Raw genomic sequence first — 16,288 nt, forward strand, 5'->3', positions numbered from 1 at the left:
GAGCTTGCCTCGCGATCTTCTGATCTTAAAAGATCGCGAGGCAAGCTCGCTCCTACCGATTTGGGTTCTTAGGGTCGATACAAATGCGCATGCCCGGCCCGGTACAGCGAGGATTCGGCAAAACTGTCACTGGCCAGTACCCGGCCGACCAAAATCAATGCAGTGCGCCTGAATCCCTTGGTTTCTACCTTGGCCTGAATGTCTTCAAGAGTGCCTTGTACCCAATCCTGGTCCGGCCAGCTGGCGCGGTGAATCACTGCAATCGGGCAGTCGCTGCCGTAATGCGGCTGGAGTTCGCGAACGATGCTTTCAAGGTTTTTAACCCCCAAGTGAATCGCCATGGTCGCGCCGTGTTGCGCCAGGCTGGCCAGTTCCTCGCCGGGCGGCATTACGGTTTTTTCCGCGTAGCGGGTCAGGATCACTGTTTGCGAGATGTCCGGCAGCGTCAGCTCAGCGCCCAGAATGGCGGCGCATGCTGCCGTGGCGGTCACGCCCGGAATGATTTCAAAGGCAATGCCCAGCTCACGCAGGCAGCGAATTTGCTCGCCAATGGCACCATACAGGCTCGGATCTCCCGAGTGCACACGGGCCACGTCCTGACCTTTAGCGTCGGCGCCTTTAATCAGCTCGATGATTTGCTCAAGGTGCAGTTCAGCACTGTTGATAATCTGCTCGGCGCGATTACCGTCCAGTACGGCCGTGGGCACCAGTGAGCCGGCATAAATAATCACCGGGCAGGTACGGATCAAACGCTGGCCTTTGACGGTAATCAGCTCTGGGTCGCCGGGCCCGGCACCGATGAAGTAAACAGTCATGGCAGTCTCTGAAAAGGTCGAATTAGAGCCGCTCGTGAAGAACGCTCATAGTGAGACGGGGGATTATCGCGTTATTTGCCCTGTGCAGGCCAATGCAAAGGTTGCCACTGAGGACGCCTGGCGTGTCACAAGCAGTGTTGCCCCTGCGCCACTCAGCTGTTCGGCCAGAGCCAATGCGGCACTTTCGGCCACACCCCAGCACCCGGTTTGCTCGAAAGCAACCTTGGAGCGCTGACTGAGCTGTGAGGCATAGGGGGCAAGCTGATCGGCGCTGAACACATTAAAAGGCAGGTTCAGCCGCCTGCAGAGTTCGATAAGACCCGGTTCTTCTCGCTTGAGGTCGATGCTGGCAATGCCCTGAACAGCGCTTAATGTGAGCCCGGTCTTGTCGAGAGATTGCTCAACCAATGCCAATAAATCCTCGCAAGTGCACCCCTGGCGGCATCCCAGGCCAATAATCGCGCAAGCGGTGTGTGTGGCAGGCGGCATCACTGTTCCAGAGCCAAAACGAGGTGCGCAGTGTTGTTGAGGTGCGTTTAGCCTGTCAACTTTGCGTCTGGACCAACATGCTCTTTACCTTGACGCGTAACTGATCAATAGAGAAGGGCTTGCCAATGACGGCCATACCCTCAGGCACAGTGAGGGTCTCGGCGTAGCCGCTGGCAAACAGAATCGGCAGTTGCTGGTACAGTTCACGGGCTTTGCAAGCCAGTGCATGGCCGTCCATGCCGGGTAGCCCGACATCGGTCATCATCAAGTCAATGCGCTGGCCTTTGTCTTCAAGAAACGCCATTGCGCACTCGCTGCCATCGGCTTCAAGCACGTTGAACTCCAACTCTTCAAGCACGTCAACGATCAGCATACGAACAATGGCGTCGTCTTCGACTACAAGAATGGTGGAGGGCGTTGCGGACATATTCATGATCTCGATAAAAATTTAAATCCAGGACCCTTCACACTGGCATCTGGCCGGTAAGAATAGCCTTGAGCACCAGCAAAGTACGGTTTTTTGTAAGAAAAATCCTACTAAGGTGCAAGAAAGCTGAACTATTTCGCGGTATTCCTTCAAACTCTCACTAATTTTTACGTCCACAGGCCAGACAAATGAACTCACCTGCATCCATTGACGAGCGAAGTTTTCGCAAACTGCTGAGTCGTAACGTTGGTTTGCCTTTGGCAGTCGGTGTGATGAGTGCAGTGCTGTTCGTGGTGATGATCAGCTATTTGCTGTCAGTCCTTAAATGGGTCGAGCACAGCGATCGTGTCATCAGCAACACCAATGAAGCGATCAGGCTGACAGTTGATCTGGAAACCGGCATGCGCGGGTTTCTGATTACCGGCGATGAGCATTTTCTTGACCCTTACGCGGTGGCCAAGCCGCAAGTACTTGCGCAGATCCAGGGGTTACAAGAACTGGTCAGTGATAACCCCCAGCAAGTTGATCGTCTCAAGCGCATCGCGGCGCTGCAGAACGAATGGGCCTCTTATGCCCAGTCCATGGTCGATTTGCGCCGTCAGAGTGGCGATTATCGTGCAGCGGTGCAGTCTGGCAGGGGCAAAAGCCTGACTGACCAGATCCGTCAGGAATATGACGATTTCATCCAGCTGGAGCAACAGTTGAGGGTGGCTCGCAATAACGAAGCCAGTACGACTACCTTCGTCTGCGTCGGGCTTTATTTGCTGTTCGTGTTGGGCCTGAGCGGCTTTTTGGCATATGTCGGCCGAAGAGATTTACTCAATCTTTCAAAGAGTTACCAAAATAACTTCGAGTTGCAGGTTAAGGCTGCTGAGCGTCTTGAACGACAAGCCTGGCTGCGTAACGGGCAGACCGAACTGGCCGAGCAGGTGCTTGGCCGCCTCACGCTGAACATGCTGGGCCGCAATATCCTGCAGTTCTGCGCGCAGTACTTGGGCACGGTCGTTGCCGCAGTGTATGTGCGTGAAGATCACGGCGGCTTGCGCCGCATCGCCAGCTATGGATTCTCTCGTGAGCAAGAAGCGCGCAACGAGGTGATTCACAATGACGAAGGGATTGTCGGGCAAGCCGCGTTCCAGGATCAGTTGATCCGTCTGGACGATGTGCCGTCGGACTACTGCTTCAAAGTCAGCTCCGGGCTGGGTGAGGGCGCGCCTCGCAGTGTGCTGGTGGTGCCGACCAGCGACGATGACCGGGTTAACGGGGTGATTGAGCTGGGCTTTCTTCGCCCGCTGGAAGACCGTGACATCGAGCTGTTCGACTTGATCGCAGACAACATCGGCACCTCGATTGAGGCCGCGCGTTACCGTCAGCGCCTGCAAGAAGTGCTGGCAGAGACCCAGCAGCTCAATGAAGAACTGCAAGTGCAGCAAGAAGAACTCAAGACCGCCAACGAAGAGCTGGAAGAGCAGTCGCGCATTCTTAAAGAGTCGCAGACCAGCCTTGAGGCGCAGCAAGCAGAGCTCGAACAGACCAACGAGGCCCTGGCAGAGCAGCGTGATGCCATGGACCGCAAGAATACCGAGCTGAACCAGGCTCAGGAGCAGCTCGAAGAGCGTGCCGATGAGCTGATGCGTTCAAGCAAGTACAAGTCGGAATTCCTCGCCAACATGTCCCATGAGCTGCGCACACCGCTTAACAGCTCGCTGATTCTGGCCAAACTGTTGTCGGAGAACCCGCAGCAGAACCTCACGGGTGAGCAAGTCAAATTTGCCGAGTCGATCTATTCGGCAGGCAACGATTTGCTCAATCTGATCAACGATATTCTGGATATATCCAAGGTCGAAGCCGGCAAGCTCGAGGTGCGCCCCGAAAACACCAGCGTGGCGCGGATGCTCGATGGCATACGCGGCGTGTTCCAGCCGCTGGCCAGCGACAAGTCGCTGGAGTTAAGTGTCGACTTGCAGCTTGGCACCCCCGCGTTGATCTACACCGACAGCCAGCGCCTGGAGCAAATTCTCAAGAACCTGCTGTCCAACGCGGTCAAGTTCACCGAAAAAGGCCGGGTCAGCCTGACGGTGTCGCGTCATTCGGGCAATGCCATTGCATTTGCCGTTGAAGACTCCGGCATCGGCATTGCGGCCGAGCAGCAAGAGAGCATTTTCGAAGCGTTCCGTCAGGCAGATGGCACTACCAACCGCCGATATGGTGGCACCGGCCTCGGCTTGTCGATCTCGCGGGATCTGGCGACCTTGCTTGGCGGCTCTATCAGTGTCAGCAGCGAGCCGGGGCAAGGTAGCGTCTTCACCTTGATCATGCCCGTACAGTTCGTCGAAGACGCCGAACTGCCCGTAGAGGCTCCCGTCAATGCCCCGCGCGTGTCACAGATATTGCCTGCCAAGGCGTTGCCGGTACAGGCGCCGGATGTGCCGCTGAATATCCCGCGCTTCATGGACGATCGCGAACAAGCACCATTCAGTACGCGCTGCATTCTGGTGATTGAAGATGAACCTAATTTTGCGCACATCCTCTACGACCTGGCCCACGAACTGGGCTATCGCTGCCTGGTCGCCCACGGTGCTGACGAAGGCTTCAGCCTGGCGGCGCAGTTTATTCCGGACGCCATTCTGCTCGACATGCGCTTGCCCGATCACTCCGGGTTGACCGTACTGCAGCGCTTGAAAGCCCTGGCCGCCACCCGGCACATACCGGTACACGTGATTTCTGTCGAAGACCGGGTCGAAGCCGCCATGCACATGGGCGCCGTGGGCTACGCGGTCAAACCGACCACCCGCGAGGAGCTCAAGGATGTCTTCGCCCGCCTTGAAGCCAAGCTCACGCAGAAGGTCAAACGGATATTGCTGGTCGAAGACGATGACCTGCAACGCGACAGTATTTCCCGTCTGATCGTCGACGATGACATTGAAATCACCGCCGTGGGTTTTGCTCAAGAGGCACTTGATCTGCTGCGCAGTAACATCTACGACTGCATGATCATCGACCTCAAGCTCCCGGACATGCTGGGCAACGACCTGCTCAAGCGTATGTCTACCGAAGACATCTGCTCGTTCCCGCCCGTCATTGTCTATACCGGGCGCAACCTGACCCGCGACGAAGAGGCCGAACTGCGCAAATACTCACGTTCGATCATCATCAAGGGCGCCCGTTCGCCTGAGCGTTTGCTGGACGAAGTGACATTATTTCTGCACAAAGTTGAATCTCAGTTGTCCCATGAGCGTCAAACGATGCTCAAGACGGCACGCAGCCGCGACAAAGTGTTCGAAGGGCGCAAGATTCTGTTGGTTGATGACGACGTGCGGAACATTTTCGCCCTCACCAGCGCGCTGGAGCACAAGGGCGCAATCGTCGTCATCGGGCGTAATGGCCGCGAGGCGATCGAGCGTTTGAATGAGGTCGACGACATCGACCTGGTGCTGATGGACGTGATGATGCCGGAGATGGATGGCTATGAGGCCACCATTGAAATTCGCAAGAACCCGCGCTGGCGCAAGCTGCCGATCATTGCAGTCACGGCCAAGGCGATGAAGGACGATCAGGAGCGCTGTCTGCAAGCGGGCTCTAACGATTACCTGGCTAAACCGATTGATCTGGATCGACTGTTTTCGTTAATCCGGGTCTGGCTACCGAAAATGGAACGACTCTAAGTGCTACGAAACACCGACATCGAGATACGGCTGCTGATTGAGGCGATCTACCTCAAGTACAGCTATGACTTTCGAGACTACTCCGGCGCATCGATCAAACGCCGGGTGCTGCATGCAGTGCGCCAGTTCGACTGCAAGACCATCTCGGCCTTGCAGGAGCGGGTGCTGCATGACCCGGCCGTGTTCATGCAGTTGCTGCAACTGCTGACGATTCCGGTGAGTGAGATGTTTCGTGATCCTGAGCACTTCCTGGCCATTCGCCAGGAAGTGGTGCCGATTCTCAAGACCTATCCGTCGCTGAAAATCTGGATCGCGGGGTGCAGTACCGGCGAAGAGGTGTACTCGATGGCGATCTTGCTGCGTGAGGAAGGGCTGCTCGATCGCACCATCATTTATGCCACGGACATCAATCCGCGCTCGCTTGAAAAAGCCAAGCAAGGGATCTTTTCGCTGGAAAACGTTCGTGCCTACACCCACAACTACCAAAAGGCCGGGGGGCAGCGCTCATTTGCCGATTACTACACGGCCGCCTACGACTACGCGATTTTTGACAAGAGCCTGCGTGAAAACGTGACCTTTGCCGATCACAGTCTGGCGACGGACAGCGTATTCTCAGAAACTAATTTAATTTCGTGCCGTAACGTACTGATTTATTTCAATAAAAATCTCCAAAATAGAGCGTTTGGTTTGTTCGCCGAGTCGCTCTGTCATCGGGGCTTTTTGATGCTGGGTAGCAAAGAAACCCTGGATTTTTCCGATTACAGCAAACAATTTTCGCCTTTGCTCAAGCAAGAACGGATCTATCGCAAGCTATGACAGTCCAAGACATCGCAATCACCGGACTGCGCCCTGTTCAGGCCATTGTTGTTGGGGCTTCTGCAGGGGGCGTCGAGGCGTTGCTGGCGATCTTTGCTGATTTGAAGCCTGGTTTCAGGCTACCGATCATCGTCGTCTTGCACATGCCTGACGAACGACGCAGCCAGTTGGCTGCTGTGTTTGACCGACGTTTGGAGATACCGGTCAAGGAAGTAGAGGACAAAGAGCCGATTGCGCCGGGCACGTTGTATTTCGCGGCGCCGGGTTACCACGTGTCGGTGGAGCACGATCACAGTTTTTCATTGAGTCGAGAGGAGCGGGTGCATTATTCACGCCCCTCGATTGATTACCTTTTTGAATCCGCAGCCGATGTGTACCAAGACACCCTGGCTGCGATATTACTCACGGGCGCCAATCAGGATGGTGCGCAGGGATTGGCCACGGTCAAACAGCGGGGCGGCCTGACGGTCGTCCAGGACCCTGAAGAAGCCTGGGTACCCACCATGCCGCTTGCGGCGCTGGAGCGTTGCCAACCGGACCGCATCCTGAGTTTGAAGGGTATTGCCCGTTTGCTTGTTGAGCTGGAACGAATCGAATGCCACTAAGTGATATTCAAGCCAAGCTGCTGATCGTCGACGATTTGCCAGAGAATCTGTTGGCGCTGGAAGCCTTGATCAAACGCGATGATCGAATCGTCTATAAAGCCTTGTCCGCGGACGAGGCGCTTTCGTTGTTGCTGCAACATGAGTTTGCAATGGCGATTCTCGACGTACAGATGCCGGGCATGAACGGCTTCGAATTGGCCGAGATGATGCGCGGGACCGATCGCACCAAAAATATTCCGATAGTGTTTGTCAGTGCCGCCGGTCGGGAGATGAACTACGCGTTCAAAGGGTATGAGAGCGGTGCGGTCGACTTCTTGCATAAGCCTTTGGACATTCACGCGGTTAAAAGCAAGGTTAACGTATTTGTCGACCTGTACCGGCAAAGCAAAGCGGTGCAACGACAGGTCGAAGCGCTGGAGCGAAGCCGCCGCGAGCAAGAAGTGCTGCTCGCGCAATTGCAACAGACACAGGTTGAACTGGAGCATGCGGTGCGCATGCGTGACGACTTTATGTCGATTGTCTCCCATGAGGTCCGCACGCCGCTGAACGGGCTGATCCTCGAAACCCAGCTGCGCAAGATGCACCTGGCGCGGGACAACACGGCAGCGTTCACCAAGGACAAACTGGAGGCCATGGTTGACCGCGACGAGCGGCAGATCCAAAGCCTGATCCGGCTGATTGAAGACATGCTGGACGTATCACGGATTCGCACGGGCAAGCTGTCAATCAGGCCGTCGGAATTCGATTTGTCACAGTTGGTTGCCAATTTGCTTGACGTGTTTTCGCCCCAGATCAGTGCAGCGCAAGCGAGCATCAGCTTCAGTGCGGCGCAGCCGGTGGTTGGGCAGTGGGATGAATTCAGAATTGAGCAGGTGATTTCCAACTTGCTGACCAACGCCCTGCGTTATGGTGCACAGAAGCCAATTGATGTGGCGGTGTATAGCGAAGAGGGGTATGCCGTGGTGCAAGTACGTGACCAGGGTATTGGCATTAGCCAGGAGAATCAGCAGCGGATTTTCCAGCAATTTGAACGGGTAGCTGGCAGCCATGTTGTCTCGGGCCTGGGGTTGGGCTTATTTATTTCGGAACAGATTGTTGCGGCCCATAGTGGCAAAATAGAAGTGCGCAGTGAGTTAGGTCAGGGAGCTTTGTTCAAAGTCTGCCTGCCGCTGGTACAAAAGACATAAATTGGCCGCAACCTATGGCCGTGGCTGCGGTCGTAATGGCAGCAAAGTTCGGATTAAGGTTTCCCATGAGTGAAGATGCGCAAGATGTTGTTTTGATTGTCGAGGACGATCCATCGATCCTGATGATCCTCAGTGCTTACCTGTCAGGCGAAGGCTACCGGGTATTGCAGGCCGAAAACGGCGAGCAGGCGTTTGCGATTTTAGCCACCAAACCGCACCTGGACCTTATGGTTACGGACTTCCGTTTGCCGGGCGGGATATCAGGCGTGCAGATTGCCGAGCCTGCAGTGAAGCTGCGACCGGACCTGAAGGTGATTTTTATCAGCGGTTATCCGGCAGAAATCCGTGACACCGGCAGCCCGATCACCCTCACAGCCCCGATTTTGGCCAAACCCTTCGACCTCGACACCTTACAAACACAGATCCAGAAGCTGCTCGCCTAATCGCTTGCAGCTTGCGCGCTGCGCGCCTACAACCCTTGTTGCAGCGCTGGATCATCAGGGTTTAGCTGCTCCAGTTGCGCCAGCAGCACCTGTACATTCTGTAGTTGACCGGCCTCTTTCCAGTAGCGAATCAACAACAGACGTGCCTTGCGATTGGCGGGCTGGCGTTGCAGCAACTCTTCCAGCTGACGCTGCGCCGGTTCCAGTTGCTCCAGCTCATGCAAGGCAATAGCGAGCTTGTAGCGGTACTCGCTGTTGTCTGGCTCCAGCTCAACCGCTTTGGCCAGACCCAACAACGCGTATTCGGTTTGCCCGTGATTGAGTAACCAAATCCCCAGTGCGTGTTGCAGGTACGCTGAGTCGGGGTGGGCTTTAAGCTGATTGGCCAGCAGTTCACGCGCCTGATCGGTTTTGCCGCGTTTATCCAGCAGATCAATCTGCGCCACCACAGCCTTGAGATTCTCCGGGTCCAGCGCCCGGAATTTTTCCAGTGCCGCCTGCGCCTCGTCCAGTTGCCCTTCATGCAGATACAAACGCGCGAGCTGACCTTGGGCTTGCGGGTCGTCGGGTTGTGTCTTGAGCGTGCGCTCGTACTCGTCGATGACTTGCTGCAGCGGGCCGAAATACAGTCCTTGCTCATCAGGAGACAAGCCCAGCAGGGCGCTGGCGGCGGCAAAGCGAACGCTTTGCTCGGGGGCATCCAGCAGCGGGCCGAGCAGCAGTGTGCGCTGAGCATTGGGCACCAACCCTGCAATACTTTGTATCGCCGCCTTACGCACTAGCGGTGACGAGTTTTGCAAGTCTGCATCGGCCAGCTTCAGGGCTTGCGGGCTCGGGTAGTTAGGCAGCTCGGCATGCAGGCTGGCGCGGCGAATATCGGAAAGATCAGTGCGTGCCAGTTGCTGATACAGCACCCTGGCGGCCCCCGGCTGCCCGTTATGGGCTTGTTCCAGGGCGGACGAATAGCTGTGATTGACCGTGTTTGACGGCGCGGTGCCCGGAGCAGGGCGCATCCAATACCAAAGGCCCACTGCGATCAGAGCAGACAGAAGGCTTACAACCAGGTAACGGCGAGGCTGAGACATGCAAAATCCAGTAACAGTCGTGCGTATGAAGTGCAAGATTGGGACAGTAGAGGGCTTGAGTCAAACCAGAAGAGCAATTGACCTGAAAACTGTAGTCGCTGCCGCAGGCTGCGATAAGGTCCGCAGGAGCTTCGCTTTAGACTCAACAGCAGGGTCGCTGCGCAACCCATCGCAGCCTTCGTTCCTTGTCAGCGACTACAGTCAGGCGCACATGCACAAACAAAAAAAAGCCCCGCGACCGAAAGAGCGCAGGGCTAAAAATTGGTTGGTTGCGGCCAACCAAAGGAGCTCTTTACTTCACTGCACGCTAGCGACAGTCTCGGCTTGCCAGCCACCGCCCAAGGCTTTGTAGATCGCCACTACACCGCGAAACTGATCCACTTCTGCCTGGGCTTGGCTGTCTTCTGCCGCCAGGCGCTCACGCTGGGCGTCCAGCAAGACCAGAAAATCCACCGTGCCTTCGCGGTAGCGAATCGCTGCCAAGTCAGCGGCGGTGCGGCTCGCTTCGCTTTGGCGAATCAACGAAACCAAGCGCTGCTGGCGTTTGCTGTAGTCACTGAACGCGTTCTCAGACTCTTCCAGAGCCAGCAAGACTTGCTGCTCGTAGTTGGCCAGCGCGCCATCGGCCTCTGCGTTGGCGCCGCGCAAACGTGCCCGCACGCTGCCCAGGTTGAACGCAGGCCAAGTAATGCTCGGGCCTAGAGCCCAGGCATTGGCAGCCGCCGAACCGATCTGCGAGCCACGCCCGGCGGTAAAGCCCAGAAAGCCGCTGAGGCTGACTCGCGGGAACAAATCCGCCTTGGCTACGCCAATCCGGGCCGTAGCGGCTGCCAGCTTGCGTTCGGCGCTCATGATGTCCGGGCGACGTTGCAGCAAGTCGCCGGGGTTACCGATGTTCAAGGCCTTGGCGATGGCAGGCAACTGCGCCGGGCTCAGATCAACGCTGAGGTTTTCTGGGCGCTCACCCAACAGCGTGGCGATACGGTTGCGCTCACGTACTTGCTCGGCTTGCAGTTGCGGCACGCTGGCCTCAACCGCCGCAAGCCGGGCATCGGCGCGGACCACGTCAAGTTCATCACCGACGCCGGCATCACGCAGGCTGACAGTGATGGCCTTGGAGTCCTGCTGGTTTTTCAGATTCTCCAGGGCGATATGTTCACGCAATTGTGCGCCGCGCAGTTCACCGTAAGCGTCCACCAGATCGGCAATCATGGTCACTTGCAGCTGATACAGGTCTGCCGCTGCGGCCTGTTCGTCGGCATCGCTGGCCTCCAGCTCACGCTGGATACGGCCAAACAGGTCGACTTCCCAGGCCATGTCCAGGCCCAAATCGTAGCGCTCACTGTTGACGCGCTTTTCAGTGGTGCCCGGCACCTGCCCTTTGCCCACATCGCTGCTGGCACGGCTGGTAATGGTCGGCATGGTGTCTGTGCTGACGTCATCACGAATGGCGCGGGCTGCTCGCAGACGGGCAAAGGCCACGCGTAACTCACGGTTGCCTGCCAGCGACTGAGCGACCAGTTTGTTCAGGGTCGGGTCGTCAAACTGCTGCCACCAGATCCCTTGAAAATGCGCCCGGTCGAAGCCCTTGAGGTTATCGGCGCTGATCTGTGCAGGCTCGGTGGCCGGGGTTTTGTAGTCCGGGCCAACGGCGCAAGCACTCAGGGCCAGCACCAGAAGGCTGGGAAGGAAAACTTTGAGGCTCATTGTTGCGACTCCAACTTGAGGTGCCGCGCCGCTTTGCGCGCTTCACTGCGCTCAACATAGTTGCGGATCAACACATAGAACACAGGCGTCAACAGCAGGCCGAAGAAGGTCACACCGAGCATCCCGGAGAACACTGCAACACCCATCGCATGGCGCATTTCAGCACCTGCACCCGTGGACAGCACCAGCGGCACCACACCCATGATGAAGGCGATGGAGGTCATCAGGATCGGACGCAGACGCAGGCGGCAGGCTTCCAGCACCGCAGCCAACGGGCTAAGGCCTTCGGCTTGTTTGTCCTTGGCAAATTCGACGATCAGAATCGCGTTTTTACACGCCAGTCCCACCAGTACGATCAAGCCGATCTGGGTAAAGATGTTGTTGTCACCCCCCGAGGCAATCACCCCGGTGATGGCCGACAGCAAGGTCATCGGTACGATCAGGATCACCGCCAGCGGCAGGCTCCAGCTTTCGTATTGAGCCGCCAGTACCAGGAAGGCCAGCAATACGCAGAGCGGGAAGACGAACAGCGCGGTGTTGCCAGACAGGATCTGCTGGTAGGTCAAGTCGGTCCATTCGTACGTCATGCCGTTCGGAAGTTCTTCCTTGAGCAGTTTGTCGATGGCTGCTTCAGCTTGGCCCGAGCTGTAGCCCGGGGCCGCAGCACCGTTGATTTCGGCAGTGATAAAGCCGTTGTAGTGCATCACGCGGTCCGGCCCCGAGGTGTCGCTGACCTTGATGAAGGTCGCCAGCGGGATCATCTCGCCTTTGTTGTTACGCACTTTCAACTGGCCGATCTGGTCAGGTTCGAGGCGGAACTGTTGCTCGGCCTGAACGTTGACCTGATAGGTACGACCGAAGCGGTTGAAGTCGTTGGCATACAACGAACCCAGATACACCTGCAGGGTGTCGAAGATGTCGCTGACGGCCACGCCATGGGTCTTGGCTTTATCACGGTCGATCGCTGCGTCTACTTGCGGCACGTTCACGGTGTAGCTGGTGAACAGGCCGGCCAGTTCTGGCACGTTGTGGCTTTTGGCGATGACGTTCTGTACTTCTTTATAGAGCGCCTCATAGCCCAGACCACCACGGTCTTCGACTTGCAGACGGAAACCGCCAATGGTCCCCAGACCTTGCACAGGCGGCGGCGGGAAGATCGCAATGTAGGCTTCTTCAATACCTGCGAACTTGGCGTTCAGGGTTGCTGCAATGGCAGCAGCCGACTGGCTTGGGTCTTTGCGTTGGTCAAAGTCCTTGAGCGCCACGAACACGATGCCGCTGTTGGGGCTGTTGGTGAAACCGTTGATCGACAGACCCGGGAAGGCGATGGAGTTGGCAACGCCTGGTTCCTTGAGGGCAAAGTCGGACATGCGCTTGATCACATCTTCGGTACGGTCAAGGCTCGCCGCATCCGGCAGTTGAGCGAAGGCCACCAGGTATTGCTTGTCTTGCCCCGGCACGAAACCGGTCGGCGTGTGGGCGAAGCCAAAAAAGGTCAGCACCATCAGGCCTGCGTACACCAGCAAGGCGATACCGCTGCTGCGGATAACCCGGGCAACAGTGCCGACATAGCCGTGGCTTGCACGTTCAAAGAATCGGTTGAACGGGCGGAACAACCAGCCACCGAATAGCTTGTCCAGAACCCGCGTGAAACGGTCTTTGGGCGCGTGATGGCCTTTAAGCAACACTGCTGCCAGTGCTGGCGACAGGGTCAGCGAGTTGAAGGCCGAGATGACCGTCGAGATCGCAATCGTCAGCGCGAACTGTTTATAGAACTGCCCGGTCAGCCCGGAGATAAACGCAGCGGGAATAAACACCGCGCACAGTACCAGCGCTGTGGCGATGATCGGGCCGGTTACTTCGCGCATGGCGCGCTTGGTGGCTTCTACCGGTTCGAGCCCAAGCTCGATGTTTCGCTCGACGTTTTCCACCACCACAATCGCATCGTCGACCACGATACCGATGGCCAGTACCAAACCGAAGAGCGACAGGGCGTTCAGCGAGAAGCCGAACATGTGCATGACCGCAAAGGTACCGATCAACGACACCGGCACCGCCGCCAACGGAATGATCGAGGCGCGCCAGGTCTGCAGGAACAGGATCACCACCAGCACCACGAGAATCAGTGCTTCGAACAGGGTATGAATCACCGCCTCGATAGAACCGCGAACGAAGATCGTCGGGTCATACACGATGCTGTAGTCCATGCCCTGCGGGAAGCTCTTCTTCAGCTCGTCCATCTTCGCGCGAACTTCGTTCGAGATATCGATGGCGTTTGAGCCAGGACGCTGGAAAATCGGGATCGCGACTGCGGGCTGGTTATTGAGCAAGGAACGCAAGGCGTACTGGCTTGAGCCTAATTCAACCCGGGCAATGTCCTTGAGCCGAGTGATTTCACCGTCATCGCCTGCGCGAATGATGATGTTCTCAAACTCTTCCTCGGTCACCAGACGGCCTTGGGTGTTCACCGACAGCTGGAAGCTGGTGGCGTTCGGGGCAGGGGGCGCACCCAGCGCACCGGCCGCTACCTGGCGGTTCTGTTCGCGAATGGCGTTGACCACGTCAGTGGCGGTCAAATTGCGCGAAGCGGTTTTGTTCGGATCAAGCCATACACGCAACGAGTAATCGCCCATGCCGAACAGCTGCACGTCACCCACGCCGCCGAGACGGGCCAGTTCATCCTTGATGTTGAGGATCGCGTAGTTGGACAGGTAGAGCATGTCGTAGCGCTGATCCGGTGAGGTCAAGTGCACCACCATGGTCAGGTCGGGCGATGCCTTGTCTACCGTGATACCGATGCGCGTCACTTCCTCGGGCAACTTGGGCTCGGTGCGGGTTACACGGTTTTGCACCTGCACCTGAGCGTTGTCCAGGTCAGTGCCCAGGGCGAAGGTAATGGTCAGCGTGAGTTTGCCGTCAGCGGTGGATTGCGAAGACATGTACAACATGTGTTCAACACCGGTGATGGCCTGCTCCAAGGGCGCCGCCACGGTTTCACCGATCACTTTAGGGTTGGCACCGGGGAAGTTGGCGCGCACCACCACCGTTGGCGGTACGACCTCCGGGTATTCGCTGATCGGTAACTGGAACAGCGAAATGCCGCCCGCAATCAAAATCAACAGCGAAAGTACGGCAGCGAAAATCGGCCGTTGAATGAAGAACTGGGAAAAATTCATCGAAGTTGTCGTCCCTTAACCGCGAGGAGTCGCAACGCTGGCCAGCTTCGCCGCAGGGGTTGCGGGCGTTGCAGGTAACAGGTTGCTGGCTTCCAGGGCGTGTCGTTGTTGCGCCAGTGCGGCGAGGGTTTGTTCATTGGCCATCGGGATCACTTCAGGGGTCACCGGCGAGCCAGGACGCACCCGTTGCAGGCCCTTGACGATGATGGTGTCGTCTTTGTTCAGACCGCTGCGGACAATGCGCAGGCCTTCGATTTTTGGCCCCAGGTCAATGGCCCGGTAGGCGGTGTTGTTATTGCCGTCCATCACCAATACGAACTTCTTGCCCAGGTCGGTACCGACCGCTTCGTCATTGATCAGCACGGCTTCGTAGGTGCCGCTACCGACCAGTTTGAGGCGCGCATACAGGCCCGGGGTGAAGCTGCCATCCGTGTTGTCGAACACCGCGCGACCCCGAATGGTGCCGGTTTTAGGGTTAACCTGGTTGTCGACGAAGTTCATCTGACCCAGGTGCGGGTTGCCCTCTTCATTGGACAGCCCAAGATAAACCGGCGTGGTCTGGCCACGTTTGCCATCGCGTGCCAACTGGTTGTACTTGAGGAACACACGTTCGTCGGCATCGAAGTAGGCATACACCTTGTCGGTCGACACCACGCTGGTCAGCGGCGTGACATCCGCCGTGACGATGTTGCCGGCGGTGATGTCGGCACGGCTGACACGGCCAGTGATCGGCGAGGTGACGCGGGTAAAGCTCAGGTTGAGTTTGGCCAGATCCAGTTGCGCCTGGATAGCAGCGACGGCAGCGCGCGCGGCTTGGGAGGCGGTGCTGCGCGAGTCAGCCAGTTCAGCGGAAATCGCGTTGCTCTGACGCAGACGCTCGCCGCGCTGGGCTTCGTTTTCACTGCGGGTGGCATTGGCGCGAGCTTGCTGGAGTTCGGCTTCAAGTTGACGGACAGCCGCCTGGAACGGGCGCGGGTCGATCTGGAACAACAGATCGCCTTTTTTGACCAGAGCACCTTCAGTAAAGGCGACCTGATCAATTTGGCCCGACACTCGCGGGCGGATTTCAACGGTTTCGGGTGCTTCCAGGCGACCGGTGAACTCGTCCCACTCGTTCACGGGTTGCTCAAGCACTTTGGCCACACTGACTTTTGCAGCAGGTGCAGGAGCAGTCGCTTGTGGAGTTTTACCGCATGCACTCATCACCACGATCGCCAGGGCCGCGAGTGGGAAGCGCAAATGTTTCAGTGACTGTTCCATGAGGGGGAGTCCGCCAATCTATTGAGATGGGCGGGATAATGCTGTCGCGCGCGCCGGGGCACGAATCGAACCCAGCGAAGGTTAATATCATTCAGAATGATACAAAGCTTGTCCAAGCCCTCTAGCCTGCGCGTTTTATGAGTGAGCTATCAATTAAATTCGTATTTAAACAGGGTGAAAGTCCGCTGCATTACCGGAATGAGGATTGCTCGCTGTAGGCCAGCAGGGCTTTAACACGGTGCATTTGGCCGTGGCTCAGTAGCCAATTTGACGGTAATCATTTGGACACATAAAGCTGCCTGTAAGACCACCTTGGCACATGACCTGATCACTACGCTTTTTGAATCATTGTGTAAAACAGGTCATTTCTTATGTCTTCGTTACATCAGCACACACCGTCATTAACAGCCTTTGACCCCAGAGGCCTGACCCTGCGCACGGTGGCTTATCATCGCGCCCGAGCCCAGGATGAGCCTCAGGCACGCGTGCATAGGCAAACGTTTAGCGCCGGCGGCCAGTTGCAAGAACAGTGGGATGCGCGTTTGCATCGCCTGCAAGAATCTGACCCTGCGGTGCAACCCAATCAGCACCTTCGGCACAGTTTGAGCGGGCG

Annotated in this window: 12 protein-coding genes; 5 read left to right on the forward strand and 7 right to left on the reverse strand. The window is 57.2% G+C overall.

Annotated elements, in window-relative coordinates:
- Positions 1 to 68: 68 nt before the first annotated feature.
- From cobM to AAEZ03_RS07195, 3 genes are all read right to left on the reverse strand, one after another.
- Positions 69 to 815, reverse strand: a complete 747-nt coding sequence (gene cobM / locus AAEZ03_RS07185) for a precorrin-4 C(11)-methyltransferase (RefSeq protein WP_350577241.1) — start codon at positions 813 to 815, stop codon at positions 69 to 71.
- Between the two features lie 63 nt (positions 816 to 878).
- Entirely contained in the window at positions 879 to 1,304 is a 426-nt protein-coding gene (locus AAEZ03_RS07190; RefSeq protein ID WP_278941386.1) for a cobalamin biosynthesis protein, read from the reverse strand.
- Between the two features lie 55 nt (positions 1,305 to 1,359).
- Positions 1,360 to 1,731 carry a response regulator gene (locus tag AAEZ03_RS07195; RefSeq protein ID WP_048389857.1) on the reverse strand — a complete coding sequence of 124 codons (372 nt, stop codon included), beginning with the start codon at positions 1,729 to 1,731 and terminating at the stop codon, positions 1,360 to 1,362.
- A gap of 188 nt (positions 1,732 to 1,919) precedes the next feature.
- On the opposite strand from AAEZ03_RS07195, the gene AAEZ03_RS07200 reads away from it, so the two are divergent.
- From AAEZ03_RS07200 to AAEZ03_RS07220, 5 genes are all read left to right on the forward strand, one after another.
- Complete coding sequence (locus tag AAEZ03_RS07200) at positions 1,920 to 5,396, forward strand: response regulator (RefSeq protein ID WP_350577244.1); 3,477 nt, start codon at positions 1,920 to 1,922, stop codon at positions 5,394 to 5,396.
- Entirely contained in the window at positions 5,397 to 6,212 is an 816-nt protein-coding gene (locus AAEZ03_RS07205; RefSeq protein ID WP_048389860.1) for a CheR family methyltransferase, read from the forward strand.
- A complete protein-coding gene (locus tag AAEZ03_RS07210) occupies positions 6,209 to 6,817 on the forward strand; it encodes a chemotaxis protein CheB (protein ID WP_350577247.1) in 609 nt (202 codons plus the stop codon). Before AAEZ03_RS07205 ends, AAEZ03_RS07210 begins: the two co-directional genes overlap by 4 nt.
- A complete protein-coding gene (locus AAEZ03_RS07215) occupies positions 6,808 to 8,004 on the forward strand; it encodes a hybrid sensor histidine kinase/response regulator (protein ID WP_350577249.1) in 1,197 nt (398 codons plus the stop codon). The genes AAEZ03_RS07210 and AAEZ03_RS07215 overlap by 10 nt, the downstream gene beginning before the upstream one ends.
- A 65-nt stretch (positions 8,005 to 8,069) precedes the next feature.
- The gene (locus AAEZ03_RS07220) at positions 8,070 to 8,447 is read left to right on the forward strand and encodes a response regulator (RefSeq protein WP_123749306.1); all 378 of its coding nucleotides are present in this window, start codon (positions 8,070 to 8,072) and stop codon (positions 8,445 to 8,447) included.
- A gap of 26 nt (positions 8,448 to 8,473) precedes the next feature.
- Here AAEZ03_RS07220 and AAEZ03_RS07225 read toward each other — a convergent pair whose 3' ends face one another.
- The 4 genes from AAEZ03_RS07225 to mexE all read right to left on the reverse strand — a co-directional run bounded on the left by AAEZ03_RS07225 (position 8,474) and on the right by mexE (position 15,675).
- Positions 8,474 to 9,532 carry a tetratricopeptide repeat protein gene (locus AAEZ03_RS07225; RefSeq protein WP_350577253.1) on the reverse strand — a complete coding sequence of 353 codons (1,059 nt, stop codon included), beginning with the start codon at positions 9,530 to 9,532 and terminating at the stop codon, positions 8,474 to 8,476.
- Positions 9,533 to 9,829: 297 nt separating this feature from the next.
- Entirely contained in the window at positions 9,830 to 11,239 is a 1,410-nt protein-coding gene (locus tag AAEZ03_RS07230; RefSeq protein ID WP_350577255.1) for an efflux transporter outer membrane subunit, read from the reverse strand.
- Positions 11,236 to 14,415, reverse strand: a complete 3,180-nt coding sequence (locus tag AAEZ03_RS07235; protein WP_262124678.1) for an efflux RND transporter permease subunit — start codon at positions 14,413 to 14,415, stop codon at positions 11,236 to 11,238. Before AAEZ03_RS07235 ends, AAEZ03_RS07230 begins: the two co-directional genes overlap by 4 nt.
- Positions 14,416 to 14,430: 15 nt before the next feature.
- Positions 14,431 to 15,675 carry a multidrug efflux RND transporter periplasmic adaptor subunit MexE gene (gene mexE, locus AAEZ03_RS07240; RefSeq protein ID WP_048389870.1) on the reverse strand — a complete coding sequence of 415 codons (1,245 nt, stop codon included), beginning with the start codon at positions 15,673 to 15,675 and terminating at the stop codon, positions 14,431 to 14,433.
- Between the last annotated feature and the right edge of the window lie 613 nt (positions 15,676 to 16,288).

The sequence above is a fragment of the Pseudomonas sp. HY2-MNA-CIBAN-0224 genome (assembly GCF_040310285.1).
Taxonomy (GTDB): domain Bacteria; phylum Pseudomonadota; class Gammaproteobacteria; order Pseudomonadales; family Pseudomonadaceae; genus Aquipseudomonas; species Aquipseudomonas helleri.